Annotated in this window: 20 protein-coding genes and 4 tRNA genes; 15 read left to right on the top strand and 9 right to left on the bottom strand. The window is 71.3% G+C overall.

What is annotated here, in order from left to right:
• Nucleotides 1-58 precede the first annotated feature (58 nt).
• Together K4S16_RS34615 and K4S16_RS34620 are read left to right on the top strand one after the other, a co-directional pair.
• Nucleotides 59-1,225 (top strand): MFS transporter, encoded by a 1,167-nt coding sequence (locus tag K4S16_RS34615; RefSeq protein WP_200842286.1) that lies wholly within the window; start codon nt 59-61, stop codon nt 1,223-1,225.
• Nucleotides 1,222-2,571 carry a M20/M25/M40 family metallo-hydrolase gene (locus tag K4S16_RS34620; protein WP_149263283.1) on the top strand — a complete coding sequence of 450 codons (1,350 nt, stop codon included), beginning with the start codon at nt 1,222-1,224 and terminating at the stop codon, nt 2,569-2,571. Before K4S16_RS34615 ends, K4S16_RS34620 begins: the two co-directional genes overlap by 4 nt.
• 456 nt (nt 2,572-3,027) lie before the next feature.
• Here the strand turns inward: K4S16_RS34620 and K4S16_RS34625 are convergent.
• From K4S16_RS34625 to K4S16_RS34635, 3 genes are all read right to left on the bottom strand, one after another.
• Nucleotides 3,028-3,099: transfer RNA gene (locus tag K4S16_RS34625), tRNA-Val, on the bottom strand.
• 32 nt (nt 3,100-3,131) lie between these two features.
• A tRNA-Cys gene (locus K4S16_RS34630) sits at nt 3,132-3,202 on the bottom strand.
• A 41-nt stretch (nt 3,203-3,243) separates the two neighbouring features.
• Nucleotides 3,244-3,315 (bottom strand) — tRNA-Gly (locus tag K4S16_RS34635).
• A 124-nt stretch (nt 3,316-3,439) separates the two neighbouring features.
• Here K4S16_RS34635 and K4S16_RS34640 point away from each other — a divergent pair.
• The 9 genes from K4S16_RS34640 to K4S16_RS34680 all read left to right on the top strand — a co-directional run bounded on the left by K4S16_RS34640 (nt 3,440) and on the right by K4S16_RS34680 (nt 14,242).
• On the top strand, nt 3,440-4,144 hold the full coding sequence (locus K4S16_RS34640; protein WP_149263284.1) for a helix-turn-helix transcriptional regulator: 705 nt from the start codon (nt 3,440-3,442) through the stop codon (nt 4,142-4,144).
• A gap of 20 nt (nt 4,145-4,164) precedes the next feature.
• Nucleotides 4,165-5,157, top strand: a complete 993-nt coding sequence (locus K4S16_RS34645) for a chorismate-binding protein (protein WP_149263362.1) — start codon at nt 4,165-4,167, stop codon at nt 5,155-5,157.
• A complete protein-coding gene (locus K4S16_RS34650; protein WP_235037254.1) occupies nt 5,108-5,944 on the top strand; it encodes an aminotransferase class IV in 837 nt (278 codons plus the stop codon). The genes K4S16_RS34645 and K4S16_RS34650 overlap by 50 nt, the downstream gene beginning before the upstream one ends.
• Before the next feature lie 81 nt (nt 5,945-6,025).
• Nucleotides 6,026-7,450, top strand: a complete 1,425-nt coding sequence (locus tag K4S16_RS34655) for an extracellular solute-binding protein (protein ID WP_149263285.1) — start codon at nt 6,026-6,028, stop codon at nt 7,448-7,450.
• Nucleotides 7,422-8,387, top strand: coding sequence for a carbohydrate ABC transporter permease (locus K4S16_RS34660; protein WP_149263286.1), 966 nt, complete (start codon nt 7,422-7,424; stop codon nt 8,385-8,387). Before K4S16_RS34655 ends, K4S16_RS34660 begins: the two co-directional genes overlap by 29 nt.
• Entirely contained in the window at nt 8,384-9,211 is an 828-nt protein-coding gene (locus tag K4S16_RS34665) for a carbohydrate ABC transporter permease (RefSeq protein WP_141584916.1), read from the top strand. Before K4S16_RS34660 ends, K4S16_RS34665 begins: the two co-directional genes overlap by 4 nt.
• Nucleotides 9,211-10,338: an ABC transporter ATP-binding protein gene (locus K4S16_RS34670; protein WP_149263287.1), complete on the top strand. Its 1,128-nt coding sequence runs from the start codon at nt 9,211-9,213 to the stop codon at nt 10,336-10,338. Before K4S16_RS34665 ends, K4S16_RS34670 begins: the two co-directional genes overlap by 1 nt.
• The gene (locus tag K4S16_RS34675) at nt 10,335-11,531 is read left to right on the top strand and encodes a CehA/McbA family metallohydrolase (protein ID WP_149263288.1); all 1,197 of its coding nucleotides are present in this window, start codon (nt 10,335-10,337) and stop codon (nt 11,529-11,531) included. Before K4S16_RS34670 ends, K4S16_RS34675 begins: the two co-directional genes overlap by 4 nt.
• Nucleotides 11,522-14,242 carry a glycoside hydrolase family 38 C-terminal domain-containing protein gene (locus tag K4S16_RS34680; RefSeq protein ID WP_149263289.1) on the top strand — a complete coding sequence of 907 codons (2,721 nt, stop codon included), beginning with the start codon at nt 11,522-11,524 and terminating at the stop codon, nt 14,240-14,242. The genes K4S16_RS34675 and K4S16_RS34680 overlap by 10 nt, the downstream gene beginning before the upstream one ends.
• Here the strand turns inward: K4S16_RS34680 and ppgK are convergent.
• From ppgK to K4S16_RS34695, 3 genes are read right to left on the bottom strand one after another with little or no spacing between them, the layout of a single operon-like run.
• The gene (gene ppgK / locus K4S16_RS34685) at nt 14,239-15,003 is read right to left on the bottom strand and encodes a polyphosphate--glucose phosphotransferase (protein WP_149263290.1); all 765 of its coding nucleotides are present in this window, start codon (nt 15,001-15,003) and stop codon (nt 14,239-14,241) included. The genes K4S16_RS34680 and ppgK overlap by 4 nt on opposite strands.
• Nucleotides 15,004-15,031: 28 nt before the next feature.
• A complete protein-coding gene (locus tag K4S16_RS34690; protein ID WP_149263291.1) occupies nt 15,032-15,352 on the bottom strand; it encodes a multidrug efflux SMR transporter in 321 nt (106 codons plus the stop codon).
• Nucleotides 15,352-16,095: an SDR family NAD(P)-dependent oxidoreductase gene (locus tag K4S16_RS34695; RefSeq protein WP_149263292.1), complete on the bottom strand. Its 744-nt coding sequence runs from the start codon at nt 16,093-16,095 to the stop codon at nt 15,352-15,354. The genes K4S16_RS34690 and K4S16_RS34695 overlap by 1 nt, the downstream gene beginning before the upstream one ends.
• 108 nt (nt 16,096-16,203) lie before the next feature.
• Here K4S16_RS34695 and K4S16_RS34700 point away from each other — a divergent pair, with 108 nt between their 5' ends.
• Nucleotides 16,204-16,803: a TetR/AcrR family transcriptional regulator gene (locus tag K4S16_RS34700; protein ID WP_149263293.1), complete on the top strand. Its 600-nt coding sequence runs from the start codon at nt 16,204-16,206 to the stop codon at nt 16,801-16,803.
• Between the two features lie 50 nt (nt 16,804-16,853).
• Nucleotides 16,854-18,257, top strand: a complete 1,404-nt coding sequence (gene sthA / locus K4S16_RS34705; RefSeq protein WP_149263294.1) for a Si-specific NAD(P)(+) transhydrogenase — start codon at nt 16,854-16,856, stop codon at nt 18,255-18,257.
• On the opposite strand, the gene K4S16_RS34710 is transcribed toward sthA, so the two are convergent.
• Complete coding sequence (locus tag K4S16_RS34710; protein ID WP_149263295.1) at nt 18,254-18,667, bottom strand: SsgA family sporulation/cell division regulator; 414 nt, start codon at nt 18,665-18,667, stop codon at nt 18,254-18,256. The two genes, sthA and K4S16_RS34710, sit on opposite strands and share 4 nt — an antisense overlap.
• 287 nt (nt 18,668-18,954) lie before the next feature.
• Between K4S16_RS34710 and K4S16_RS34715 the strand changes: the two genes are divergently transcribed.
• A complete protein-coding gene (locus K4S16_RS34715; RefSeq protein WP_149263296.1) occupies nt 18,955-19,371 on the top strand; it encodes a TIGR02611 family protein in 417 nt (138 codons plus the stop codon).
• Nucleotides 19,372-19,443: 72 nt separating this feature from the next.
• Nucleotides 19,444-19,515 (top strand) — tRNA-Val (locus K4S16_RS34720).
• Between the two features lie 1,770 nt (nt 19,516-21,285).
• Here the strand turns inward: K4S16_RS34720 and K4S16_RS34725 are convergent.
• Both K4S16_RS34725 and K4S16_RS44640 read right to left on the bottom strand, forming a co-directional pair.
• Entirely contained in the window at nt 21,286-25,386 is a 4,101-nt protein-coding gene (locus tag K4S16_RS34725) for an AAA family ATPase (RefSeq protein WP_149263297.1), read from the bottom strand.
• A gap of 38 nt (nt 25,387-25,424) precedes the next feature.
• Nucleotides 25,425-25,577 carry a hypothetical protein gene (locus K4S16_RS44640; RefSeq protein ID WP_160161130.1) on the bottom strand — a complete coding sequence of 51 codons (153 nt, stop codon included), beginning with the start codon at nt 25,575-25,577 and terminating at the stop codon, nt 25,425-25,427.
• Nucleotides 25,578-26,126 lie beyond the last annotated feature (549 nt).

The following is a 26,126-nucleotide window of genomic DNA, read 5'->3' on the forward strand; positions in this document are numbered from 1 at the left end:
TGCCGGACAGGGCATCCGCCCGATGCGCCGGGGCCCGCCGCCCCGCGACGATCCTGCGGTGACCGATCTGGACGTGGAGGCGGACCGGCGCGAGGCTGCGCCGAAACGCCAAATGATCTTCCTGCTGGCCGCGTCGCTGGGCGCGCTCACCGGCTTCTACCTGCTGGTCCCCGTCGTCCCGCTGTACACGGCGACGGGCGGTTCGGGCGACACGGGAGCGGGGCTGTCGACCGGCGTGATGATGGCCGCCACGGTGCTGATGGAACTCGCCGTACCGGCCGTCCTGAGCCGCTGCGGCTACCGGATGGGCATGGCGCTGGGTCTGCTCCTGCTCGGTGTGCCGTCGGCCCTGCTGGCGGTGTCGCCCGCGCTGCCGCTGGTGCTGGCCGCGTGCGCGGCACGCGGGGCGGGGCTCGGGATCGTCGTCGTGGCCGGTCCTGCGCTGGTCGCCGAACTGGTACCGGGCCGTCGGCGCGGTCATGCGCTGGGCGTGTACGGCGTCGCCGTCGGGATCCCCGCCGTCGTGGCCCTGCCGCTGGGCCTGTGGCTGAGCGCGCACGTCGGCTACGGGTTCGTGTTCACCGCCGGGGCCGTCGTCTCGCTCGGCACGCTGGCCGCGGCGGCCGGCCTGCCCTCCGCGCGGGGACCGGCCGAGCAGCACAGGGGGGTCCTCGGCGGACTCCGCACCGGCGGACTCCGCCGCCCCACGGTGATCTTCGCTGCCGTCACGCTGGTGGCGGGGATCCTGCTGACCTTCCTGCCCCTCGCCGTGCCGGCCGATGCGCGAAGCACGGCCGCGCTGGCGCTGCTGGCGCAGGCCGCGGCCATGCCGCTCGCCCGCTGGTTCGCGGGCCGGTACGGCGACGGCCGCGACCCGGGGCGCCTGCTCGTCCCCGCGGTGCTGGCGGCCGCCCTCGGCGGCGCCGGACTCGTCCGGCCGGACAACCCGTGGCTGCTGGTGGCGAGCGCGGCGGTCTTCGGAGCCGGGTTCGGAGCAGCCCAGAACGTCACCTTGACCCTGATGTTCCAGCGCACGTCCAGGTCGAGGTTCGGCCAGGTCAGCGCGCTGTGGAACCTCGCCTACGACGGCGGCATGGGGGTCGGCGCCGTCGGCTTCGGCCTGGTGGCCGGACCGGTGGGGTACCCGGCGGGGTTCCTGCTGGCCGCCGCAGTCCTGTTCATCGCGCTCGTCCCCGCCTGGACCGACCGGAGGAGAACCCAGTGACCGACCATCTTCGACAGGCCGTGCGCCGGAACATGCCCGGTGTGCTGGCCGACCTGAACGACCTGGTGCGCATTCCCTCGGTGAGCGCCGACCCGGGCGCCGCGCCGGAGCTGGCCCGCAGCGCGGAAATGACGGCCGGCCTCTTCGAGGCGGCCGGCGCGCAACGCACCGAGATCGTGGACCACGCGGGGACCGGACGTCCTGCGGTGCTCGCCCATTTCCCGCCACCCGCGGACAGGCCCACCGTCCTGCTCTACGCGCACCACGACGTTCAGCCCGCCGGCGACCCCTCCGCGTGGACGAGCCCGCCCTTCGAGCCCCGGGTGGCCGGCGGACGGCTGTACGGCCGTGGAACCGCCGACGACAAGGCCGGGATCGCCGCGCATCTGGCGGCGATCCGGGCCCACGGCGGTCGGCCTCCGGTGGGGGTCACGGTCCTCGTCGAGGGCGAGGAGGAGATCGGCTCTCCGACGCTGGGCGAGCTGCTCGACCGCGAACGCGACGCCCTCGCCGCGGACGCCGTCGTGCTGGCCGACTCGGAGAACTTCGCGGTGGGCGTCCCGGCGTTCACCACGACGCTGCGCGGGTTGGCCGCCTGCGTCGTCGAGGTGCGGGCCCTCGAGCAGGAAGTGCACTCGGGTACCTACGGCGGCGCCGCTCCCGACGCGTTGACCGCGCTCTGCCGGCTGCTCGCCACCCTCCACGACGACCGCGGCGATGTGGCGGTGCGCGGCCTCACCACCGCCCGGCGGCCGGAGGTCGAGTACCCCGAAGAGCGGTTCCGCGCGGAAGCCGCCGTACTGGACGGCGTCCCGCTGCTCGGCACCGGCGGCGTCGCCGACCGGATATGGGCCAGGCCGGCGGCGACCGTGCTGGCGATCGACGCTCCGGCGGTCGCCGGAGCGTCCAACGCCCTGGCCCCGACCGCCCGGGCCAAGGTGAGCCTCCGCCTCGCGCCGGGGGACGACGCGTACCGGGCGCGGGCCGCGCTGGCGCGTCACCTCCGCGACCACGCGCCCTGGGGCGTGAAAGTGGACATCACCGAGGCCGACCTCGCGCAGCCGCACGTCGTCGAACCGCACGGCCCCGTCTTCGACGCCGCGCGCCGCGCCTACCGCGCCGCCTACGGCCGCGATGTCGTCGACATCGGCGGCGGCGGCGCGATCCCCCTCGTGGCGGAGTTCGCCGCGGCCTATCCCGAGGCTGCGATCCTGGTGACGAGCCCCGGCGGCGACCCCGCCTGCCGAGCGCACAGCACCGACGAGAGCCTGCACCTCGCCGACTTCGAACACGCCTGCCTGGCCGAGGCGCTCCTGCTCAACGAACTCTCAATGCTGCCGCCGTGAACCGGCCATGACGCGACGAGGGAAAGGCCGCCCGACCCTTCACGCACGGCGACCGGAGCCTCCCGCATCGGGGCCCCAGGTGGCCCTGAGAAAAGCACCGCGAGCCACGAGCAACGTGCATGAAGTGTCCCGCCAGATGGAGTTCCCGACGGTGACCTCAAAGCCCAGCCCGCACCGCAGGGGGCGTGGGGGACGGAGTCCCCCACATCGGGGGTCTGGGGGTCGCCCCCCAGGAAAGCATTGCGGGCCACCGGGAAGGCGCAGCTGCGCCGACCATGATGGCCCGACTCGGGGGTCTGGGGGTCGCTCCCCAGGAAGGCATTGCGGGCCACCGGGAAGGCGCAGCTGCGCCGACCATGATGGCCCGACTCGGGGGTCTGGGGGTCGCTCCCCAGGAAGGCATTGCGGGCCTCGGCGAAGGCGAGCGAAGCTCGCCGAGCATGCCGACCCGCTGCGTGGGCGATACTGGGATTGAACCAGTGGCCTCTACCGTGTCAAGGTAGCGCTCTCCCACTGAGCTAATCGCCCTTGTCCGTGACCTCCGGGGAGGTACGGGGTTGAGGTGGAGACGGGATTTGAACCCGTGTACACGGCTTTGCAGGCCGTTGCCTCGCCTCTCGGCCACTCCACCAGAAGGAGACCTTCTGGGTCATAGCCTGAAAGGCCCCTCAGAGCGGAAGACGGGATTTGAACCCGCGACCCTCACCTTGGCAAGGTGATGCTCTACCCCTGAGCCACTTCCGCTTGCGCCCTGCGGCGACGGGGAAAAGATTAGCGCGTCCGGGACGGTTCCGCGAACCGGTTTCCCGCGGGGCGGTGGGCGGACGCTTCGACGCTGGTCGAAGGGCGGGTCGCCTAGGCTCGGTGCATGGGCTCGGAACAGGTCGTGAGTGTGGACTTCGCGCCGATCGCGGCTCTGCTGGCCGACCGGGCGCGGGCCGCGATGCTGACGGCGCTGCTGGACGGGCGTCCGCTGGCGGCGGGGGAGCTGGCGAGGACGGCCGGGGTGAGCGCCCAGACGGCGAGCGCGCATCTGTCGCGGCTGCTGGACGGCGGGTTCGTGACGGTCGTGAAGCAGGGGCGCCACCGGTACTACCGGCTGCGCGGGAGCGAGGTCGCGCAGGTGATCGAGGCGCTGTCGCGGATCAGCCCGCCGGTGCGGGTGAACAGCCTGCGGCAGTCGCGGGACGCGCGGCGCCTGCACGAGGCGCGGACGTGCTACGACCATCTCGCCGGCATCGCCGGGGTGACGCTGTTCGCGGCGCTGGTGGACGGCGGTCTGATCGAGGCGGCGGACGGCGACGCCTACGAGGTGACGGAGAAGGGCGAGGAGCGGCTGCAGGGCCTGGGCCTGGATCTTGAGGAGCTGCGGAGGACGCGGCGCAGGTTCGCATGGCAATGCCTCGACTGGACGGAGCGGCGGCCGCACCTGAACGGGGCGCTGGGCGCGGCGCTGACCACCCGGATGATCGAGCTCGGCTGGTTCGAGCGGGGAAGCACGCGGCGGGCGCTCGTGGTGACCGACACCGGGCTGGCGGGCCTGGCCGACTCGTTCGGGTGCGTGCTGGGGTGAGCTTCGCCTATGCCGGGGGGATGCTGGCCACCGGTCTCGCCGATGTGACCTCCGACCTGGGGGCGCTGGATTCGCGCGGCTGGTGGGCGGTCGTGGTGACCTACGAGGGCAAGGCCACGTGCGCCCGGTTCGAGTCGGTGAGGCCCGCGCCGCATCCGGAGGGGGCGTGGGCCGCGCCGGGGGAGTGGGCGAGTTCCCTGGACGAGGCCGCATACGTCGCGGGCGTCGAGCGCATCCGCGCCGCGATCGCGGACGGTGTGGTCTACCAGGCGAACCTCTGCCGCGTGCTGTCCGCGGAGCTGCCCGCCGGGGCCGACATCGCGGGGCTGGGGGAGAGGCTCGCCAAGCGGCATCCGGCGCCCCACGCGATGACGCTGAAGATCCCGGGCCTGGAGGTCGCCTCCGCGTCGCCCGAGCTGTACCTGCGGCGGGACGGCGAGGTGGTCGAGTCACGTCCGATCAAGGGGACGGGACGGACGGCGGACGACCTCCTGCCCAAGGACCGCGCCGAGAACGTCATGATCGTCGACCTGGTCCGCAACGACCTCGGACGGGTCGCGGAGACCGGCTCGGTGAGCGTGCCGGAGCTGTGCGCGCTGGAGGAGCATCCGGGGCTCGTCCACCTGGTGTCGTCCGTCCGGGCGCGGCTCGCGGGGGGCGGCTGGCCGGAGCTGGTCGCCGCGACGTTTCCTCCCGGTTCGGTGACCGGCGCCCCGAAGTCGAGCGCGCTGGGGCTGCTGGAAGAGCTCGAACCCGTCCCCCGGGGGCCGTACTGTGGGGCCATCGGCTGGGTGGACGCGGACTCCCGGCGCGGCGCCCTCGCCGTGGGCATCCGGACCTTCTGGGCGGAGGACGGCCTCCTGCGGTTCGGTACCGGCGCCGGCATCACCTGGGGGTCCGACCCACACCGCGAGTGGCGCGAGACCGAGCTGAAGGCGGCTCGGCTTTTGGAGGTGGCGGCAGGTGACGGAGCGGGCCAGGATCTGGCTGAACGGGGAACTGCTCGACCCTGAGCGGGCGACGGTGTCGGTCTTCGACCACGGCATGCTCGTCGGGGACGGGATCTTCGAGACCGTGAAGGCGGCGCACGGGGAGCCGTTCGCGCTGACCCGGCATCTGCGCAGGCTGGCCCGTTCGGCGGCCGGCCTGGGCCTGCCCGAGCCCGACCACGACGCGCTCGCGCAGGGCACCCTGGAGGTGCTCGCCGCCGCCCCGAAGTGGCCGCTGGCCCGCATCCGCATCACCTACACCAGCGGCCCTGGCCCGCTCGGCTCCGCGCGCGGCGACGTGGGCCCGACGGTGTCGATCATCGTCGGCCCGCAGGACCCGTTCCCGCCGACGACCGACGTGACGGTCGTGCCGTGGCCGCGCAACGAGCGGGGCGCGCTGGCGGGCCTCAAGACCACGTCCTACGCGGAGAACGCTTTGGCGCTCTCCTACGCCCAGGAGCGCGGCGGCGGTGAGGCGATCTTCGGCAACCTCGCCGGGAACCTGTGCGAGGGGACGGGGAGCAACATCTTCGTCGTGTTCGGCGGGCGGCTCGTGACGCCGCCGCTGTCGTCCGGCTGCCTGGCCGGGGTGACGCGCGCGCTGACGCTGGAGTGGTGCGGCGGCGAGGAGGAGGACGTCGCGCTGGAGGACCTGTACCGGGCGGACGAGGCGTTCCTGACGTCCACGACCCGGGACGTCCAGCCGATCCGGGCCGTGGACGGAACGGTGCTCCCGGCGGCCCCCGGCCCCATCACCGCGAAGGCCATGGAGGCGTTCGCGGCCCGCTCCGCCGAGCTGATGGACCCCTGAACCAAGAAAACGATCTCCGGAGTCTTTACGTGATCGAATTCTTCGGTCACGTTATGTGGTGACGCTTGTAGGAGGTCACCCATGGTCTTCTCCAGTAGGGACTTCTCCAGGAGGCGGATCGGCGCGGCGGCCGCGCTCGTGCTGGCGGGCGCGGCGCTCGCCGGGTGCGGCGGCGGATCCTCGGCGGACCCGGACCGCGGCAAGGACGCCAAGAGCTTCTCTCTGACGATCACCCGCAACGCCATCGAGGGCGGCAAGAACACCGAAGAGGCCGAGTGGATCACCAGGACGGTGATCCCGAAGTTCGTCGCGGCGCAGAAGGCCAAGGGCGTCACCGCGAAGGTGACGTTCCGCGGGCAGGGCGTCGACGACGAGGCGTACAAGACGAAGCTGGCGCTCGACCTGAAGTCGCGCTCGGGTGCCGACATCATGGACATCGACGGCATCTGGGTGGGCGAGTTCGCCCAGGCCGGCTACCTGCTGCCCCTCAAGAAGGCGGTCGGGGCCCCCGCCGACGCGTGGGACGGCTGGTCGAAGATCCCTGGATCGGTCCAACGGCTGGCGATGTTCGACGGCGAGCGCTACGGCGTCCCGCCCGCGACCGACGGCCGGGTCATCTTCTTCAACAAGGAGCTGTTCGGGCAGGCGGGGCTGCCCGCCGACTGGCAGCCGAAGAGCTGGCAGGACGTCCTCGCGGCCGGGCGCGCCCTGAAGAGGCTCCCCGGCGTGACGCCGATCCAGCTGAACGCGGGCACCGCGATGGGCGAGGCCACCAGCATGCAGGGGGCGCTCCCGCTGCTGGCCGGAGCCGGCGCCGAGATCTACGCGGACGGCAAGTGGACGGGCGGCGGCGAGGCGCTCAAGCAGGTCCTCGGCCTGTACGCGCAGGTCTACGGCCGCGAGGGCCTCGGCGACCCCAAGCTCCAGCAGGAGGCCAAGGGGCGCGACAAGTCGTTCGAGGAGTTCGCCGCGGGCAAGATCGGGATCCTGTTCGAGGGCGACTACTTCTGGCGGGACGTCCTCAACCCGAAGACCGGCGTCGCGAAGATGAAGACGCGCGACCAGGACGTCGGCTACGCGCTCATCCCCGCGCTCTCCCCGGGGCGGGGCCTGCGCGGGCAGTCGTTCGTGAGCATGTCGGGCGGCGCGGTGACCGTCCTCAACCCCAACACCAAGTACCCGCAGCAGGCGTTCGAGTTGCTGGCCTTCATGAACTCCCCGGAGATGGTCAAGGCGCGGACGGCCGGCACTCCCGAGATCACCTCCAGGACGGACGTGAACAAGGAGATCCTCGCGGGCGACCCGTTCCTGACGTTCGTGTCGGAGAAGGTCCTGCCCGTCACGTCCTACCGTCCGGGGCTCTCGGCCTATCCGCAGGTGTCGACGGCTTTGCAGGAGGCCACCGCGAGCGTGGTGTCGGGCAAGAGCCCGGACCAGGCGGCCGCCGAGTACACCAAGAAGCTGGAGGGGATCGTCGGTGGCGCCGCCCACGTCACCCCGCGCTGACGCCCCGCCCGCGGCCGCGCCGTCCCCCGGGGACGACGCGGCCGGGCTGGGCCGGGGGCGCGCCGCCGCCTTCGTCGCGCCCGCGCTGGTCCTCGTCGCGGTGTTCCTGGTGTTCCCCGCGCTCTGGACGCTCTACCTGGGCACGACCGACTACCGGCTCACCGGCATCGCCGCCAGCGAGCCGCGGTTCGTCGGGGCGGACAACTACCGGGACGTGCTCGGCGACGGGGACTTCCACCGATCGCTGTGGCTGACGCTCCAGTTCGTCCTCGGGTCGGCGGTGATCGGGCAGACCGTGCTCGGCTTCGCGATCGCGTGGGTGATGCGCGACCGGTCCGGCCCGGTCAGGCGCCTGGTGGAGGGGCTGGTGCTGCTGGCCTGGATCCTGCCGTCCTCGGTCATCGCGTTCCTGTGGATCGCGCTGCTCGACCGCGACGGCGGCACGCTCAACGCCGTGCTCGGCACGCCGGGCACGGCGTGGCTGCTCGACCATCCGATGGCGTGCATCGTGGTCTTCAACGTGTGGCGCGGGACCGCGTTCTCGATGATGCTCTACGGCGCGGCGATCGGGAACGTTCCACCGTCCCATCTGGAGACGGCGCGGCTCGCGGGCGCCTCCACGTGGCAGACGCTCCGCGACGCGGTGCTCCCGCGCATCAGGGGGCACGTGCTGACGAGCCTGCTGCTGGTCAGCCTGTGGACGTTCAACGACTTCACCCCCTTCCTGATCACCGCCGGCGGCCCGGACGGGCGCTCGGAGATCATGTCGGTGTACGTGTACCGGACGGCGCTCGGCGACGGCCGGCTCGGCTTCGGCGCCGCCATCTCGCTGGTCATGATCCTGGTCAACCTGGTGATCGCGCTGCTCTACCTGCGGGCGCTGCGCGACCGCGCCCGCAAGGGGGAGGCCCGTTCGGCGGCGGGGGCGGCCGCGTGAACGACACCGTCCGCGAGCTGCTGCGCCGCATCGGCCTGGCCGTGTTCGTCTCGGCCGTCCTCGGGTTCTTCGCGCTGCCGCTGCTCTGGCTCGCCTTCGCGCCGTTCGACGCGAACCCGGGCATCGCGGCGTCGCTGCCCGAGTTCACCCTGCACAACTTCCGGGTCCTGATGGACAACCCGTACGCGCTCGCCTCGCTGCGCAACTCGGTGCTGCTGGCCGCCGGGACGGCCGCGCTCGTCGTCACGACCGCGTCGCTGGCCGCCTACGCGCTGAGCCGGGTCCGGGTGCCCGGCCGGGACCTGCTGCTCTACGTCCTGCTCCTGCTGTCGTCGATCATCACCGGGACGGCCGCGATGGTGCCGGTCTTCCTGCTCGCCTTCAACCTGCACCTGATCGACTCGCGGCTCGGCGTGGTCCTGGTGCTGACCGGCGGGCTGCTGCCGGCGGCGATCTTCCTGCTGAAGGACTTCACCGACGCCACGCCCACGTCCTACGAGGAGGCCGCGCGGGTGTTCGGGGCCTCGCCGCTTCAGGTCCTGCGGCACGTGGTCGTCCCGGTGATCCGTCCCGGCCTGGCCACCGTGGCGGTCTGGACGGTCGCGCAGGTGTGGGGCGACTTCCTCATGCCGTTCCTGCTGCTGCGCAATCCGGACAAGGCCCCCGCCTCGGTGATCATGTACACGTTCTACACCGAGGGCGGCCAGCCGGACCTGCCGCTGATCTCCACGTTCTCGCTGCTGTACTCCCTGCCGGTCGTGCTCATGTACCTGTTCGTCAGCCGCCGGTACGGCTTCCGCTTCCACGGAGGGATCAAGCGCTGATGGCGTCCATCACCATTCGGGAGCTGGCGAAGGTCTATCCGGGCGGCGTCCGGGCCCTGGACGCGCTCGACCTGGACGTCGGGACGGGCGAGTTCTTCGCGCTGCTGGGCCCGTCCGGCTGCGGGAAGACGACGCTGCTGCGCACGATCGCCGGGCTGGAGGCGGCCACGGGCGGGACGATCAGCCTCGACGAGAAGGACGTGACGCGGATCCAGCCGGGCCGGCGCGACGTCGGCATGGTGTTCCAGGACTACGCGCTGTTCCCGCACATGACCGTCATGGACAACATCGCCTACCCGCTGCGCGTCAGGAAGCAGAGCCGCGCCGTCCGGTACAAGCGCGCGGCCGAGGCCGTCCGGGAGCTCGGTCTCACGGGGATGGAGGGGCGGCGCCCCGGGGAGCTGTCGGGCGGCCAGCAGCAGCGGGTCGCGCTCGCCCGCGCCGTGGTGGCCGACCCGCGGGTCCTCCTGCTGGACGAGCCGCTGTCCAACCTGGACGCGCGGCTCCGCCTGGAGGCCCGCACCTTCCTGAAGAGGTTCCAGCAGCGCGTCGCGGTCACGACGGTGTTCGTCACGCACGACCAGGCGGAGGCCCTGGCGCTCGCCGACCGGATCGCGGTCATGGAGTCGGGTCGGATCCGGCAGATCGGGACGCCCGCGGAGGTGTTCCGGCGCCCGGCGAACCTGTTCGTGGCCTCGTTCATAGGCTCGACCCCCATGAACCTGCTGCCCGGCACGGTCCGGGGCGGGGCGGTCGCGGTCGGCGGCGTCGAGCTGCCCGTCCCGGAGGAGGCGCGCGGCCTCGTGCTGGACGGGCAGGAGGTCGTGTGCGGGGTACGTCCCGAGTACATGGATTTCAGTACCGAGCCGGTGGACGGGGCGTTCGGCGGGAGGGTCTCGGTCGTGGAGAACCTCGGCGGGGCCTCCCTCGTGACCCTGGACGTCGGCGGCGAAACGGTGCGGGCCGTGGTGGGCGAGGACTTCGAGGCCCACTTCCACGCGGAGGGATGGGCGCTGCCGCGTCCGGGCCGCGTCCTGCTCTACCGCGACGGCGAGCTGGTGACCGGCGGAGGCGGCGAGGCCGGGCCGGCGGCGAAGCCCTTGGCCGGGGAGGGGAGGCGTGGATGACCGTGCACAGCGGGCGGTGGACCTTGGAAGACCGTCTGGAGCAGGGCCTGCGCGAACTCCCCTTCGAGGTGCCGCCGGGCACCGCGTCGGTCACGGTCGGGCTCTCCTTCGACGGCGGGGTGATCGACCTGGGCTGCCACGGGCCGGACGGGTTCCGCGGCTGGTCCGGCGGGGCGCGCCGCCGGTTCACGATCGCGGCCGACCGGGCGACGCCCGGATACCTCCCCGGTGAGCTCGAACCCGGCGTCTGGCACGTCTGGCTCGGGCTGCACCGCATCCCGCCCGACGGCGTCCCGTACGAGGTCACCGTCACCACCTCGGGGTCGATCCCAGACCGTCCGGACCATCCAGCGCCCCCACGACCGGAACGGCCGCCCCGCCGGGACCTCCCCGCCCCGCCCGGGATGCGGTGGCTCGCCGGCGACCTGCACTCGCACACCGTCCACAGCGACGGCACGCTCACCGTCCCCGAGCTGGCCTGCCTCGCCGCCTCCCGCGGCCTCGACTTCCTCGCCGTGACCGACCACAACACCGTCAGCCACCATCCCGAGCTGCCCGCCGCCGGCGCGCACGCCGGGATCCTGCTGCTGCCCGGCCAGGAGGTCACCACCGACCTCGGCCACGCGAACGTCTTCGGCGGCACCGGCTGGATCGACTTCCGGAGGCCGAGCGCCGACTGGGCCGCCACCGCCGCCGCGCGCGGCGGCCTCATGTCCGTCAACCACCCGCTGAGCGGCGACTGCGCCTGGCGCCGCCCGCTGCCCGCCGAGCACCGGCCGCGCTTCGCCGAGATCTGGCACTCGTCCTGGTGGGACCGCCGCTGGGGCGCCCCGCTGGCCTGGGCGGACGTGTGGCGGCCCGAGGGCGTCGTCCCCCTGGGCGGCAGCGACTTCCACGACCCGGCGCAGGAGAAGACCCTCGGCGAGCCCGTCACCTGGGTCCTCGCCGAGGGGGAGGACGTGATGGGCGGGCTCGCCGCCGGGCGGACGTCGGTGTCCGCCGGCCCGGACGCGCCGGTCCTGCTGCGGCTCGGCGACGAGCTCGCCGCCATCGGCGCGGACGGGACCGTGCTGGTCCGGCCGGACGGGCGGCGGGCCGCCGTCCGGGGCGACCGCGTCCGGATGCCCGCGGACACGGCGGGCATGCACCGCCTGGAGACCCACGAGAACGAGGTGATCGCACTGTGCGGGTAGAACGCCGGGCCGAGGACTCCGAGATCGTCGTCGTGCCGCACACCCACTGGGACCGCGAGTGGTACCTGCCGTTCCAGCGCTTCCGGCTCCGCCTGGTGTCGCTGCTGGACGGCGTCATCGACGGCATGGAGGCCGATCCCCGCTGGCACTTCACGCTGGACGGGCAGATGGCCGCCGTCGACGACTACCTGGAGATCCGTCCCGAGCGGCGGGACCGGGTGGCCGCGCTCGTCCGGGAGGGCCGGCTCGCCGTCGGTCCCTGGCAGATCCTGCACGACGAGTTCCTGTGCTCCGGGGAGAACATCGTCCGGAACCTGGAGCTCGGGCTGCGCCGCGCGGAGGAGCTGGGCGCCGCCATGATGGTCGGCTACCTGCCCGACCAGTTCGGGCACTGCGCGCAGACGCCGCAGATCCTCAGGCTCGCGGGGATCGAGCACGCCTGCGTGTGGCGCGGCGTCCCGGACCGCGTCCGCACCCGCGCGTTCGCCTGGGAGGCGCCGGACGGGACCGCGATCCGCACCCAGTACCTCCCCGAGGGCGGCTACGGCAACGCCGCGTCGATGTTCGAGGAGTTCGAGGACGGCGCGTCGCTGCTGACCGGCCGCGTCGCCGGGTTCGCCGAGTCGATGGGCCGCTGGTACCCGGGCGGCGGCGCCCTGCTGGCCATGTACGGGGCCGACCACACCGCGCCCGCCGCCGACCTCGCCGACCGGGTCGCCTCGGCCGGGCTCGCGATGCGCCTCGACACCCTCGCCGGGTACTTCGCGGGGGAGGACACGTCCGTGGACGGCCTGCCGCGCGTGCGGGGCGAGTTGCGCTCCCACGCGCGCGCCAACATCCTGCCCGGCGTGCTGTCGGCCCGCGTCCGGCTCAAGCAGCTGATGGGACGCGCCGAGCGGCTTGTGGAGCGGTACGCCGAGCCGCTGACCGCGCTCTGGTACACCGGCGACGCGCAGCGCTTCCTCGACCTGGCGTGGCGGAACCTCATCGAGGTGAGCTGCCACGACTCGGTCACCGGCTGCGGCAGCGACGAGACCGCCGAGCAGGTCGCGGCGCGCATGGCCGAGGCCGAGCAGCTCGGCCGCGCGGTCTGCGACCTCGTCACCGCCGAACGCGCCGGGAAGGTGCCGCTCGGTTCGCACCTGGTGTTCAACCCGACCCCCGCCACGCGGACCGGCCTCGTCACCCTGGACATCCCCTGCGAAGGGGAGCCCGGGCTGGAGACGGGGGACGGGCGGCCGGTCCCCGTCCAGACGCTCGACACCGCCCCCACCGTGCTGGACGACGCCGTCCACCCGGCCTCCGAGCTGCCCGTCCTGCTGGAGCGGGTGTACGGGCGGGTGCTGTTCGGGCAGGAGATCCGCGACTGGTCGGTGTCCCGGGAGGAGCGCACCCTCACCTTCCATGTGACGGCCCGCGCCGACGTCCCGTTCGACATCGGCGAGGTGCGGGAGGCGCTGCGCGGCGCGGACGGCGACTGGCGCGTCCGGATCCTGGCCGACCCGCGCCGCACCGTCGCCGCGCTTGTGGAGGTGCCGGCCCTCGGGCTGACCGCCGTCTGGCCCGCCGCCCCGGGCGGGGCCCCGGAAGCGCCGGTGAGGGCCGAGGGGAGCGTCCTGGACAACGGGCTGCTGCGCGCCGACGTCCGCGACGACGGCACGCTCCAGCTGCGCACCCCGTCCGGCCACGTCGTCGAGGGGGTCGGCCGCATCGTGGACGGCGGCGATCTGGGCGACTCCTACAACTACGCGCCGCCCGCCGAGGACCGGATCGTCGGCGACCCCCGGACGGTGGACGTCCGGCCCGTGTGGGAGGGGCCGCTCGTCGCCGCGCTCGACATCGTCCGGACCTACCGGTGGCCCGCCTCCGGGGACGTCCCCGGCGACGCCCGGTCCACCGCCGAGGAGGACGTGACCGTCACCACCCGCGCCGAACTGCGCGCCGGGGAGCCCTTCCTGCGGCTGCGCGTCACGTTCGACAACCGGTGCGACGACCATCGCGTCCGGCTCCACATGTCACTGCCGCGCCAGGCCGGCTCGTCCTTCGCCGAGGGCCAGTTCGCGATCGTCGAGCGGGGGCTCACCGCCGAGGGCGGCTTCGGGGAGCGCCCCGTGCCGACGTTCCCCGCGTCCGGCTTCGTCGCCGCGGGCGGCCTCGCCGTCCTGCTGGAGCACGCCACCGAGTACGAGGTCCTCGGCGGGCGGGAGATGGCGCTCACGCTGCTGCGCTCGATCGGCTACCTGTCGCGCGACCGCAACGCCTACCGCGACCAGCCCGCCGGGCCGCAGCTCCCGACGCCGCAGGCCCAGTGCCGGGGCGAGCGCACGGTCGGCCTCGCGGTCATGCCCTACTCCGGCGAAGCGCCAGGAACCGAGGTACTCCAGGCGGCCGAGGCATACCGCCACGACCTGCTCACCGCCGCCGGTTACGGACGGGCCGCCACGCCTCTCCCGGCCTCCCGGGAGGGCGTCTCGATCACGGGCGACGGCGTGGCCATGACCTCCATGCGCCTCCGCGACGGCTGGATCGAGACCCGGATGGTCGCCCAGTGCGCCCACCCCACCACCGCCGTCCTGCGGGGCGACCTCGTCGAGGCGACCCGCGTCGACCTGCGCGGACGCCCCGGCATCCCGCTCGACGTCCACGAGGGGACGGTCGCGCTGGCGCTGCGGCCCTGGGAGATCGCGACCGTCCGGCTCAGGAGGTCCTAGCGTGCGGCCTCCAGGGGATGCGCTGCCTCCGCCGCCATCGCCGCCCCCACGATCCCCGCGTTGTTCACCAGCCGCGCCGGGACGATCTCCGCCCGGACGCCCTCGATCAGCGGGATGAAGTGCTCGGACCTCTTGCTCACCCCGCCGCCCACGATGATCAGCGACGGGGAGATCAACGCCTCCAGGTGCCGCATGTACACGCTGAGCCGCTTCGCCCACTTCTTCCAGCCGAGGCCCTGCTCGTCCCGCGCCTTCGCCGACGCGCGGATCTCCGCGTCCTCCCCGTCGATCTGGAGGTGCCCGAACTCGGTGTTGGGGACGAGGACCCCGTCGGTGAACAGCGCGCTGCCGATGCCCGTCCCCAGCGTGAGCACGACGACCGTGCCGTGCCGGCCGCGTCCCGCGCCGAGCCGCATCTCCGCGATCCCGGCCGCGTCCGCGTCGTTGAGCAGCGTGATCTCGCGCCCGGTGGCGTCCGCGATCAGCGCCCGCGCCTCCAGCCCGAGCCAGCGCTTGGACACGTTCGCCGCCGACATCGTCACGCCGTCGATCACCACGCCGGGATAGGTGACCCCGACGGGCCCCTCCCATCCGAAGTGGTCCACGACCTCCGCGAGCACCTTCGCGACCGCCTTGGGCCTGGACGGCCGCGGCGTGTCCACCCGGAACCGCTCCCGCGTGAACGAGCCGTCCGACAGGTCGACCGCGGCCCCCTTGATCCCCGAGCCGCCGATGTCGATCCCCAGCATCTCCCTCGCCATGCCCCCACTCTGCCCGATCTTGCCCCGGCTAAGAGCCCTCCAGGACCTGCAGCCCGACCACGCCGACGACGATCAGGGCGAGGAACGCCAGCCGCGCCGGCGACGCGCTCTCACCGAACGCGACCATGCCGACGAGCGCGACGCCGAGCGCCCCCAGGCCGACGAAGACCGCGTACGCCGTCCCGACCGGCAGGGTCCGCAGCGACAGCGACAGCACCACGACGCTGAGAAGCGCCACCGACAGCCCGATCACGGTCGGCCAGAGCCGCGTCAGGCCGTCCGACTGCTTCAGCGCCGTCGCCCACACCAGCTCCGTCAACCCCGCGATCAGCAGGAACACCCACGCCATCAGGCCGCATACCCCCCGTCCACGGCGATCGCCGCACCGGTGACATAGTCCCCGCCCGGGCCCGCCAGATGCGCGACCATCGCGGCGATCTCCTCCGCGCGCCCGTACCGGCCGAGCGCCGTGAACCCGCGCTCGAACTCGGCGTCGGGGGAGTCGGCGGGGTTCATCTCGGTGTCGGTCGAGCCCGGCTGCACCACGTTCGCGGTGATCCCGCGCGGCCCGAGATCGCGGGCCAGGCCCCGGGTGAGCCCGGTGAGCGCCGACTTGCTCGTCGCGTACAGCGTCCAGCCGGCATAGGGGACGCGCTCGGCGAGGCTGCTGCCGATGCTGATGATGCGCCCGCCCGGCCCGAGGTGGCGGGCCGCAGCCTGCGCCGCGACGAACGCCGCCCGGACGTGGATCGCCAGGGTCCGGTCGAGTTCGTCGACCGACACGTCCTCCAGCGGCCCGTAGGGCGCGATCCCGGCGTTGTTGACCAGGATGTCGAGCCGGCCGAGTTCCGCCGCCGCCCGGTCGACGGCCGCGGAGACCGCCTCCGGATCCGCCGCGTCGGCGGCGATCGCCAGCCCGCGCCCGCCCGCCGCCTCGATGTCGCGGACGACATCCGCGGCCCGTTCCGGGGCCCGCACGTAGGTCACCGCGACGTCGGCGCCGTGCCGGGCCAGCCGCCGCGCGATCGCCGCCCCGATCCCGCGCCCGCCTCCCGTCACCAGCGCCGCCCGTCCCGCCAGATCCGCTGTCATCCCGACTCCCGTCCACTAAACGGAGAAAGTTCCGGTTAGCGAGCTTAACCGGAGAACTTTCCGGATACAAACCCGTTACGCTGGTGTGCCGTGCCTAGAGGGGGCTGGATGCGGGAGTTGCCCGTGGTCGGGCGGCCGCCCGCCGAGCGCGCGGACGCGGCGCACAACCGCCGCCGCATCCTGCGCGCCGCCGCTGAGGTGATCGCCACCCGCGGGCCCGAGGCCGTCTCCATGGACGAGGTCGCGCGGGCCGCCGGGGTCGGCGTCGGCACCGTCTACCGCCGCTTCGGCGACCGGGCCCGGCTCGTCTACGCCGTGATCGACGACCGCGAGCGCGACTTCCAGGCCGCCTTCATCCAGGGCCCGCCGCCGCTCGGCCCCGGCGCCGCTCCCGCCGAGCGCGTCCGCGCCTTCCTGCACGCCCTGGCCGACCGCACCGAGGCCCAGGCCGACCTGCTTCTGATGGCCGAGTCCGACCCGCCCGACGCCCGCTTCCGCGACGGCTCCTATGGGCTCTACCACCGGCACCTGGCGATGCTGCTGGGCGAGATCCGCCCGGACGCCGACACCGCCTACCTGGCCGACGCCCTCCTCGCGCCCCTCGCCGCGAACCTGTTCCTCCACCAGCGCCGCACGCTCGGCATGCCCCTCGACCGCATCAAGTCAGGACTGGACGCGCTCGCCGCCGGCCTCCTGGCATCGGGATAGATCCGGCGAAAGCCCTTATCAGTAAGGTGCCTGACCGTCAGACTGGGGGAGTGAACGACTTCGATCTCCTCGTCCTCGGCTCCGGACCCGGCGGGCAGCGCGCGGCCATCGCCGCCGCCAAACTGGGCCGCAAAGTCGGCATCGTCGACCGCCGCGACATGATGGGCGGCGTCTGCATCAACACCGGGACGATCCCGTCCAAGACGCTCCGCGAGGCCGTCCTCTACCTGACCGGGCTCAACCAGCGCGAGCTGTACGGGCAGAGCTACCGGGTCAAGGAAGAGATCACCATCGCCGACCTCGGCATGCGCACCCAGCACGTCATCGGCCGCGAGACCGACGTCGTCCGCAGCCAGCTCGCCCGCAACCACGTCACGGTGCTCTCCGGCACCGGCCGCTTCCTGGAGCCCGACACGATCGCCGTCAGCGGCGCCGGCGACCGCGAGCAGAAGGTCACCGCCGACCGCATCGTGATCGCCACGGGCACCTGCCCGGCCCGGCCCGACACCGTCGACTTCGACGACCGGACGATCATCGACTCCGACGGCATCATCCACATGGACCGCATCCCCGAGACCATGGTCGTCGTCGGCGCCGGCGTGATCGGCATCGAGTACGCCTCGATGTTCGCCGCGCTCGGCACCAAGGTCACCGTCGTCGAGCGGCGCGAACGCATGCTCGACTTCTGCGACCTGGAGATCGTCGAGGCCCTCAAGTACCACCTGCGCGACCTGGCCGTCACGTTCCGGTTCCGCGAGAGCGTCGCGTCCGTCGAGCGGACGGGCGGCGGCGCGATCACCGTCCTGGAGAGCGGCAAGCGGATCCCCGCCGACACCGTCATGTACTCCGCGGGCCGCCACGGCATGACCGGCGACCTGTGCCTGGAGGCCGCGGGCCTCACCGCCGACCGGCGCGGCCGGATCAAGGTCGACGAGCACTACCGCACCGAGGTCCCGCACATCTACGCGGTCGGGGACGTGATCGGCTTCCCCTCCCTCGCGGCCACCTCGATGGAGCAGGGCCGCCTCGCCGCCCACCACGCCTGCGACGAGCCGGTCTCGCAGATCCACGAGACCCAGCCCATCGGCATCTACACCATCCCCGAGATCAGCTTCGTCGGCCGCACCGAGGACGCCCTGACCGAGGCCAAGGTCCCCTTCGAGGTCGGCGTGTCCCGCTACCGCGAGCTCGCCCGCGGCCAGATCATCGGGGACTCCTACGGGATGCTGAAACTCCTCGTCTCACCGGAGGACCGGCGGCTCCTCGGCGTCCACGTGTTCGGCACCGGCGCCACCGAGCTCGTCCACATCGGCCAGACGGTCATGGGCTGCGGCGGCACGATCGACTACCTCGTCAACGCCGTCTTCAACTACCCCACCCTCGCCGAGTCCTACAAGGTCGCCGCCCTGGACGCGATGAACAAGATGCGCCACATCGCGCGGCTGTCCGGCTAGGACGGCCAGAGCAGGTTCTCCAGTTCGGCGTCGATGTCGATGAACTCGCTCTCCTCACCGGCCGGCACCGCCTGGTACGTCCGGTGGAGGAAGTCGGCGAGCGGGGAGAGCGGCACCTCGAACAGCGCGTCCCCGAACGGGGAGGACAGCGCGATGTTCAGCGTGCCGTCGTCCTCGCCCGGCCAGACCTCGACGTCCCCGTCCCCGACCTTGCGCACGATGCCGACCGTGAGCAGCTCCCGAGCGAAGATCCACTCAACCGGCTCGTCGTCGCCCACGTAGAAGGCCATCCGGATGGCGTACGGGTCGTCGGCCGCGTACTCCAGCCCGGCCAGCAGGGGGACGGTCGTGCTGTCGGGGACGACGAGACGGAGGCCCAGCTCTGCTGAGACGGTGGTACTGCTGTTCATGGCCATTCCCTCTTACGTCGGTCCCGCTGGCTCACGGGTGCTCCGGTGAGCGGTTCTCCTCCTCACCGACATCCCCGCGATCTATGACGCCTAACTGCCTGAACTCGGCCGAACATTCCGGCGTCCCCGGCCTTTGTGATCCATCTCACCCTAGCAAAACCAGCGTCTGACCTGCGCAAAAGCGGATCATCCGAAACTTTCCTTCGCCCTCACCCGCCCGCCCCGCAGGCCGATCCGCATGCTCCCCGGCGCCCCCGACGGCCCATCCGCTGCCTTAGAGTAAATCCGTGGCAATAAATCATGAAAAGGAAGCGGAGCCCCGCCTCATCCACCGCCTCCGCGCCCGGATCCGCCGCAACCCCCTCCTCAACACCGCCTGGCGCGCCGGCGTCTTCCTCACCGGCGCCGCCGTCCTCGTCGGCGGCCTGGTCATGATGGTGACCCCGGGCCCCGGCCTCCTAGGCATCGTCATCGGCCTGGCCATCCTCGCCACAGAGTTCGCCTGGGCCCAGCGCGCCCTCCACCGCGCCAAGACCGCCGCCGACCGCGCCAAGGAGAAGGCCTTCGACCCCCGAGCCCGCCGCCGCAACACCATCCTGGGCACCCTGACCGCCCTGGCCCTCGCCGCCGCCCTGACCGCCTACCTGGCCGTCTACGGCAAGACCCTCCCCTGGAACATAGAAGACCCCGCCTTCTGGACCTGACCCCCGCGAAACCAGCGCGCGACCACCCCAGGACATGCGCTAGAGTTTCCGACGTCGGAACACGTTCCGCAGGGGCGATTAGCTCAGTGGGAGAGCGCTTCGTTCACACCGAAGAGGCCACTGGTTCGAACCCAGTATCGCCCACGTTTTGCCAGGTCAGAGGCTTGCTCGGACGATGAGCAGGCCTCTTTGGCGTTGTCGCAGCCCCGAAGAGGTCACGGGTTTCGGTCCAGCAGCGCGCAACCTCGCTCCCGCAGGGCGGCTTCTTGGACTCCGGGGTTGGCCACTGGTGCCCCGGTGGGAGCAATTTGGGAGATCATCCCTCTCCCACCGCGAACGAGGCCACAAGAAGACCGCACTACCAGTCACTCTGCGCGGTCGAAGTCGAGCTGAGTGCTCGCCGCATGTCTGCTCAGGAACCACGAGCCGGGGTGGAGCTGGAGTCTGCCTTGCGGCATGCCCGACAGGCCAGTGTGCGGGGAGCCTGCGTCCTGCTTTGGCAGGGTGCAGGTAGCAGGTCAGCTGGATCGTCTGAAGGTGTCGCTGCTGCAACGTCGAACCGTCTGACCCGTCCCGGGGAAGGCCCGCTGGTACGGCGCGGCCTTCACCGGCTCCGGCTTTGCGGTCATCCGCGCATGCCGGGACGTCCTGCTGGGTGCAGACCCGCCGGTCGCCGTGCTCGAACGAGCGTCCGCTGCCTCGCGAAGACCCGCGAGGCCGTCACCGCCACCGTGCATCCGGGCGGCACCGTCGTCACCTGCGACGGCGGCGATATCCGCTGGCGGAACCGGCCGGCCATCGGTCCAACGCTGTCCTCACCGCCCCCCGCTCCGGCTTGAACGACGAGAAGCAGCGCTGGATACCAGTGGCCCTTGCCTACGCTCCCGCCCATTCTCGCGGAGAGCAGTACAGAGCGGAGGTGAACAATTTAATGATCTACAACGTAAAGGTTTCGCCCAGTCCCGCGGTACTGCGATTCTGTTTGGTGGACACGGCTGCGGACGAGTTGGCGGTTGCGGTGGCTACCGGCCAGCGGGCCGGGTGTTCGCCCGTTCGTGGCGCAGATGCTCGGAAATCTCCGCTTCGGGCGCGCGGTCTGCAGCACCGCCTTGGTGGCACTGGGCAAGCCCGTCGGCCCACCGTCGACCCCTGCCCGGACCCGCTGGATCAGCTCGACGGAGGCCCGGACATCCAGCCAGCCCGACCGCTCGTCGTCGCTCGCAGATTCTCTCCCGGGCGGGGGCAACGGCCCCAGCCTTCAGGGTCACCACCCCACCCACACGATCTTTAGGACAGTCCCTCGGCCACGCTGAGGACATCGAGGAGGTCCTGAAGCGTGATGGTGGGGCCCCAGAGGTGGATGTCGTAGGGTGGGCGGTCATCGCCCGGGATGAGGTGGCGGCGTGCCACGTCGGACCGATGCCAGCACAGATGGAACGGAGGGGCGGCGCCCCATGGGCCGCGCAGGCACTCTTAAAGCGCCTGGGGGTTCCAGCCGAAGTAACCGCCAGGGCAGTTGATGGCCTTGCCGAGGGCACAGTAGGAGTCCTCCAGGTCGGTGATGTAGCGGCTGTCGAGGTCGTAGGTGCCTCCAGTCGGCCGGTCCGGCCGGTCATGGCGATAGTGGGTAACCGCCGCACGGCACCATTCATGTCGCAGTGCCCGGTGGCAGTTGGACCACAGGTTCGTTCGGGTCGGACGGCCGGTATGCCAGAGATCCCAGATCTCCCGAGCACCATGCGGGACGGGATCGCTGACGCCGCTGGCCGGTCCCGAGCCGGCCGAGGCGCGTCGCGGTCACGGTCGGCGACACCATGTTGCTCGTAGGTACCGCGCGCCCGTTTCGGTCGACGAGGTGGACCATCGCTCGGAGGTAGCGTCGCCGGGCTGAAGTCTGCTTTTAAGTGTCCGCACCTACAACTGTTGCCGGTTCACTGCAGTGGCCACGCCAACACGTGACGCGACGCCGATCTTGGTGAATATTTTTGACAGATGGGTCTCAACCGTTCGCACGCTCAGATAGAGCCGTCCGGCTATCTGTTGGTTGCTGTGGCCGTCTGCGACCAGGAGCGCGATTTCCCATTCGCGGGGGGAGAGTCCGAGGAAGGCCTCACCCTTCCTAGCTGTAGCCTTGCCCGACCTGCTCGCTCCCGGTATCCGGACGCCGAGCCGTCGCTGCTCCCGGACGGCCTGCGCGTGCAGCGCCCGCATCCCGCACGACTCGAAGACCTCCGCCGCGGCGCGCAGCCTCTCGCGGGCTGGGGCGCGCTGGCCCGCCACCCCATACGCGGTCCCGGCGGCCAGCTCGGCGCGCCCTGCGTCCGGTCGGCGTCCCGCCGCAGTGAGGATCTCCGCGGCTTCAGCGGCAGTCCTTGCGGCGAGTGCCGGGTCGGTGCAACGGATCGCGTGGGCCTCGGCGAGCCTTGCCACCCCGATGTCGCCGCCGAGCTCGGGTGTGGTGAGGGTGGCGGCGATGTCGGCCCACTTGCGCGCTTGGTCTGAACGGTCCTGGCCGGAGCGTATGGACGCCAGTGTCTCTGCGCACATTACGAGGGTGCTCCGGTCGAGGCGTGGGGAGACAACGTCGCTGCACGCCTCGATTAACATGTCGGCGCCCTCTTCCTGTCGTCCGGCGTTGATCAAGGCGTAGGCGTGGGCAACGTGAGCCATTTGCGTCCACCACTCGCCGGAACCGTGGTCCTGTGCGACGGCCTCGGCGCCGAGTTGGACTGCGTGGTCGTGGTCACCCCTCCAGCTCGTGAGGAGGCACTGCTCGGTCAGCCCGTACGCGAGCACCTCGGCGGAGCGCAGCTCACGCCCGACTGCAGCGGACTCGTCGGCGGACGCCGTGGCCTCGCCGATCCGGCCGATCAGCGCGAGCGCCCGCGCCTGCGCGGCCAACATGTAGCCGAGGATGTAGGTCTGCCCCTGCGCCCGCGCGATCGTGATGAGCCGCTCGACGTGTCTGAGCGCGCTGTCGTACATGCCAATAAATGTTTCCGCCCTCACCAGCCAGAGGGCGTTTTCCAGGCAGTCGGCCAAGTCGATATCGGTCGCTGTGGACAAGAGCCGGTCGGCAGTGTCGATGTACGCGATCGCGTCAGCGATGTCGCCGGCGGCATAGGCCGCCATCGGGCGCATCGAGGCGACGGCCGCAGCCAGCCCCGGTCCCCGCTCCGGGGCACTGTTGGCAATTGTATCGAGGACTGCCCGTGCCCCGAGGATATCGGCGCGTTGCATGCGATCGGAGACGAGTCTGAGGCGGAGTAGGACAGCCTCGGGCATCTGCCGGTCAGTGATGCGGCGTAGCTCGTCCAGCACGATGGCCCGCGACTCGTGGATGCGGCCGAGTTGCCGCTCCATGACGGCGCACAGCTGAATGGTGCGTGCGCGGCGGGCAGTGTCGGTAGCGGGCAGCAGGCCGAGTAGAGTTCGCGCGGTCTCGAGGCCCGTCGCTGCATTGCCGCTCACCGCCTGTACATGCGCTAGTTCCAGAAGCAGTTCAAGCCGGTCGGCAACAGCGTCGGCCTCTTCCGGCAGCAGCGCTAGCGCAGCCTCCAGCCAGTACGCGGCGGTTCTGGGTGCCTGGAGCGAGACGACGCGGGCCGCGTCGACTAGCGTTCCGATCGCGGTGCGGTCGCCGAACCGCGCCGACCGCACCACGTGGTGGGCCCGGACGGAGGTGGGTGCGCCCACCTCTGCGAGGTGCTCAGCCAGGCGTGCGTGCGCGGCGACCCGCCACCCCGCAGCCGTTGACGCGTACACCACGTGCCGCACCAGCGGATGCCGGAACCGGAACCGGCCGCCGGGCGCGGGACGTACCACGTCGTGCGCGGTCAGCACATCCAGCGCAGCGAGCGCGGCGGCCTGGTCGATCTCGGCGGCGACCGCAGCGAGTGAAGGTTCGAACACATCGGCGGCGACGGCGGCACCTCGTGCCAAGAGTAGCGCCTGCTCGGGTAGCGTTCTCAGCTCCACTTGCAGTGCGGTCCGCACGGCGGGTGGGACCCCTGGTAGAGAGGCGATCTTGTCTTGCCACTCGGCGCCGTCACTTGCGGAGGACGCGTCATCTTGCTTCATCCGGACTAGCGCTTCCAGGTAGAAGGGATTTCCCCCGGTTGCCTTGTAAAGCGCCTCGCGGTATGTCTGGCCTACGTCGGGGCCGAGGAACTCCTCTACTTCGCTCTGCGTAAGCGGGTTGACCGCCACGTATGTGCCCTGCGGGCCGGCCGCAGCGACCAAGGCGGCGAGTCGCGGCGATGCCTGTGCGGGTCGGTAGGCCACTGCCACCAGCAGCCGGGCGCGCGGGGGGTGCCGGACGAGGTGGTCGAGAAGTTCGATGGTGGCGTCGTCGGCCCAGTGCAGGTCATCCAGGATTAGAACGAGCCCGCCCGGCGGGCCGGCCAGCTCCTCCAACAGGTGCCGGATAGTGCGGTGAAGCTGGTACCGAGCGACATGCGACGACGCCGCAGGCGGCGTAGCCGCCGGGCCGATACCGCCGAGGGCGGGGAACACAGCGCCGAGCAGTTGCAGTGCGACAGGCCCGAGCTCTGGGGCGCGCTCCTCAAGCTGGTCGTCGAGAGCATCCACCACGGCGCCGAACGGCATTTCCTGTTCGAACTCGGCGGCGCGGCCCGCTAGGAACGGCAGCCGTCGTGTGGTCGCGCCGTCCGCGAGTTCGTTGAGCAGCCGAGTCTTCCCGGCGCCTGGCTCCCCGACCACGGCGACGAACCCGAAGCCCGGCGCGTCGAGGGCGCGGCCAAGCGCGTGGAGGGCGTCCCCGCGACCCACCAGTTTCCCCTGCCCGGGCAGGGGATCAGGCCAGCGCTCGCGTAGAGAGAGAGCCCTTGAGCGCACGGCCGTGTTCCGAGCGGTCTGTGGTGGTCCAGGAGTGGGAGGTGAGCTGATCTGCTCTGGGGAGGGTGTCTCACTTGACATGAGCGCGCGGGCATGGGCGGTTTGCCGCCAGTCGGAGGGGCTGCAGGCATAGGCCGCGTGACGGAGAAGCTGGTGACGGAAGGCGAATCGGCCGCCCGTGACGGGCTGGATGATGCCGTGGGCGCACAGATCGTCTACCGCGTTCTGGGCTGTTTGTGGTGACAGTTCGGCAACGGCTGCGGCGTGCATAACCTCGAAGTCTCGACCGATCACTGCGGCCGCCCAGGCGACCTGCAAGGCAGATGTCGACAGCAGGCGCAGTTCGAGCGTCAGCACGGTGGCAAGGTGGGGCGGTAGCATGGGTGCCCGTTGCGATGGCAAGGCGTACGGCAGGGACTCCAAAACATCGTCTTGGCACTGGGCCATTCGGCCCAGTGCCTCAAGGTACAGAGGATTGCCTTGACTGGCGCGGTACAGCGCCTGCTGCTGATCCGGGCTTATGTACGAGCCCAGACGGCTGAGCAGGTCTTCTCCTTGGTCCGGTGTCAGCGCAGGAATCGTAATCGAGGTGTATTTCAGTTCGGCAGCTTTGATCAATGCGGTCAACCGCGCTGATGCCTGGCCGGAGCGGTAGGCCACCGCCACCAAGATCTTCGCAAGCGGTGGATGGCGAACCAGGTCGTCAAGCAGCGCGAGGGTGGTGCTGTCAGCCCAGTGAAGGTCATCCAAAATCAACACCAGGCCAGACGGTGCGGCCAACTGCTCCAGGAGTCGCCTGACGGTGGGCCGCAACAGAAGTCTTGCACCCTCCTCGCCTTCGCCCTCGGGTGCCTCGCCCCTGTCTGGCGCTTCGGTGACATCTGGGGTGGCATGCCGGTCCGCTGCGTGGGCGAGCTCCGCCAGAAGTTCCTGGACTGGACCTGCCAGGGCGGGCCTGTTGTAGAGCAGATAGCCGTCGAGAGCATCAGCGACTGCTCCCCACGGCTGTGCGGGCTGTACTGGCGGCGCCTGACCCATCAGCACGAGCCATCGCGTGCCCGCGACGTCCGCCAACGCTCTCAGCAAGCGAGTCTTGCCGGCCCCCAATTCGCCGGTCAGGGCGAGGAACGCAAATCCATCCTGCTCGACCGTCGCCAACGCGCGATCGAACTCAGCACGGATGTCGCCCTGGCCGATCAGTGGAAGTTGACCGAATGCATGCGGCGGTTGGCTCTGTTCAGAGATGGTGACACCTCCAGAGCGCCGATCCTGCCCGCTTCGGCATGGCGCTCGATGAAGCGTGCGCGTGGCTCCTGAGCCGGAAGTCGATCGACGAAGTCATCGCCCATCCTCATGCATCTCGATCACTCGCCAAGCGCTGCTCCACCGACGCTGATCCTCGTCATTGCCTCCGCAAGCTCTCACGAAGGCGATGAGATAGTGCAGCTTGGTGGTGAACGGCATAGCCCCCGCACGTCGTCCACCGGTCAGTTTGTGGGCGGTGGCGTGCGAGAACACGCCACCGGAACGTTTGGCCAGTTCCCGGGTCGGAGGACGACCGGCCCATCGCCAGTACCTCCGCAAAACAAGGTCCAACTCCGCGAAGGTGCTCGGCCGGGGCACCTCCGTAAGGGGATCCGGCTTGTGATTATGTGCTTCGACGTCCTCCGGGGGCCTCGGTAAACCATCTAGCTCCCGCGATACAGGCGTCATGAAAACGTCGACCTGTTCTGACTCCAAAAGACTCGTCGATCGCGGCCGTGTGAGATGGCGACGTTGCACGGCCTCTTCATGCGCCATTTTGAAGACGGGGATCTGAGCTGGCAGCATTCCCAGTGGCTCCAGCACGCGTGGGCATTCGCGCCAGTTCGGCAGGGGGGCATGCGGATCGATAAGCT

Source organism: Actinomadura sp. K4S16, assembly GCF_008327685.1.
GTDB lineage: Bacteria > Actinomycetota > Actinomycetes > Streptosporangiales > Streptosporangiaceae > Spirillospora.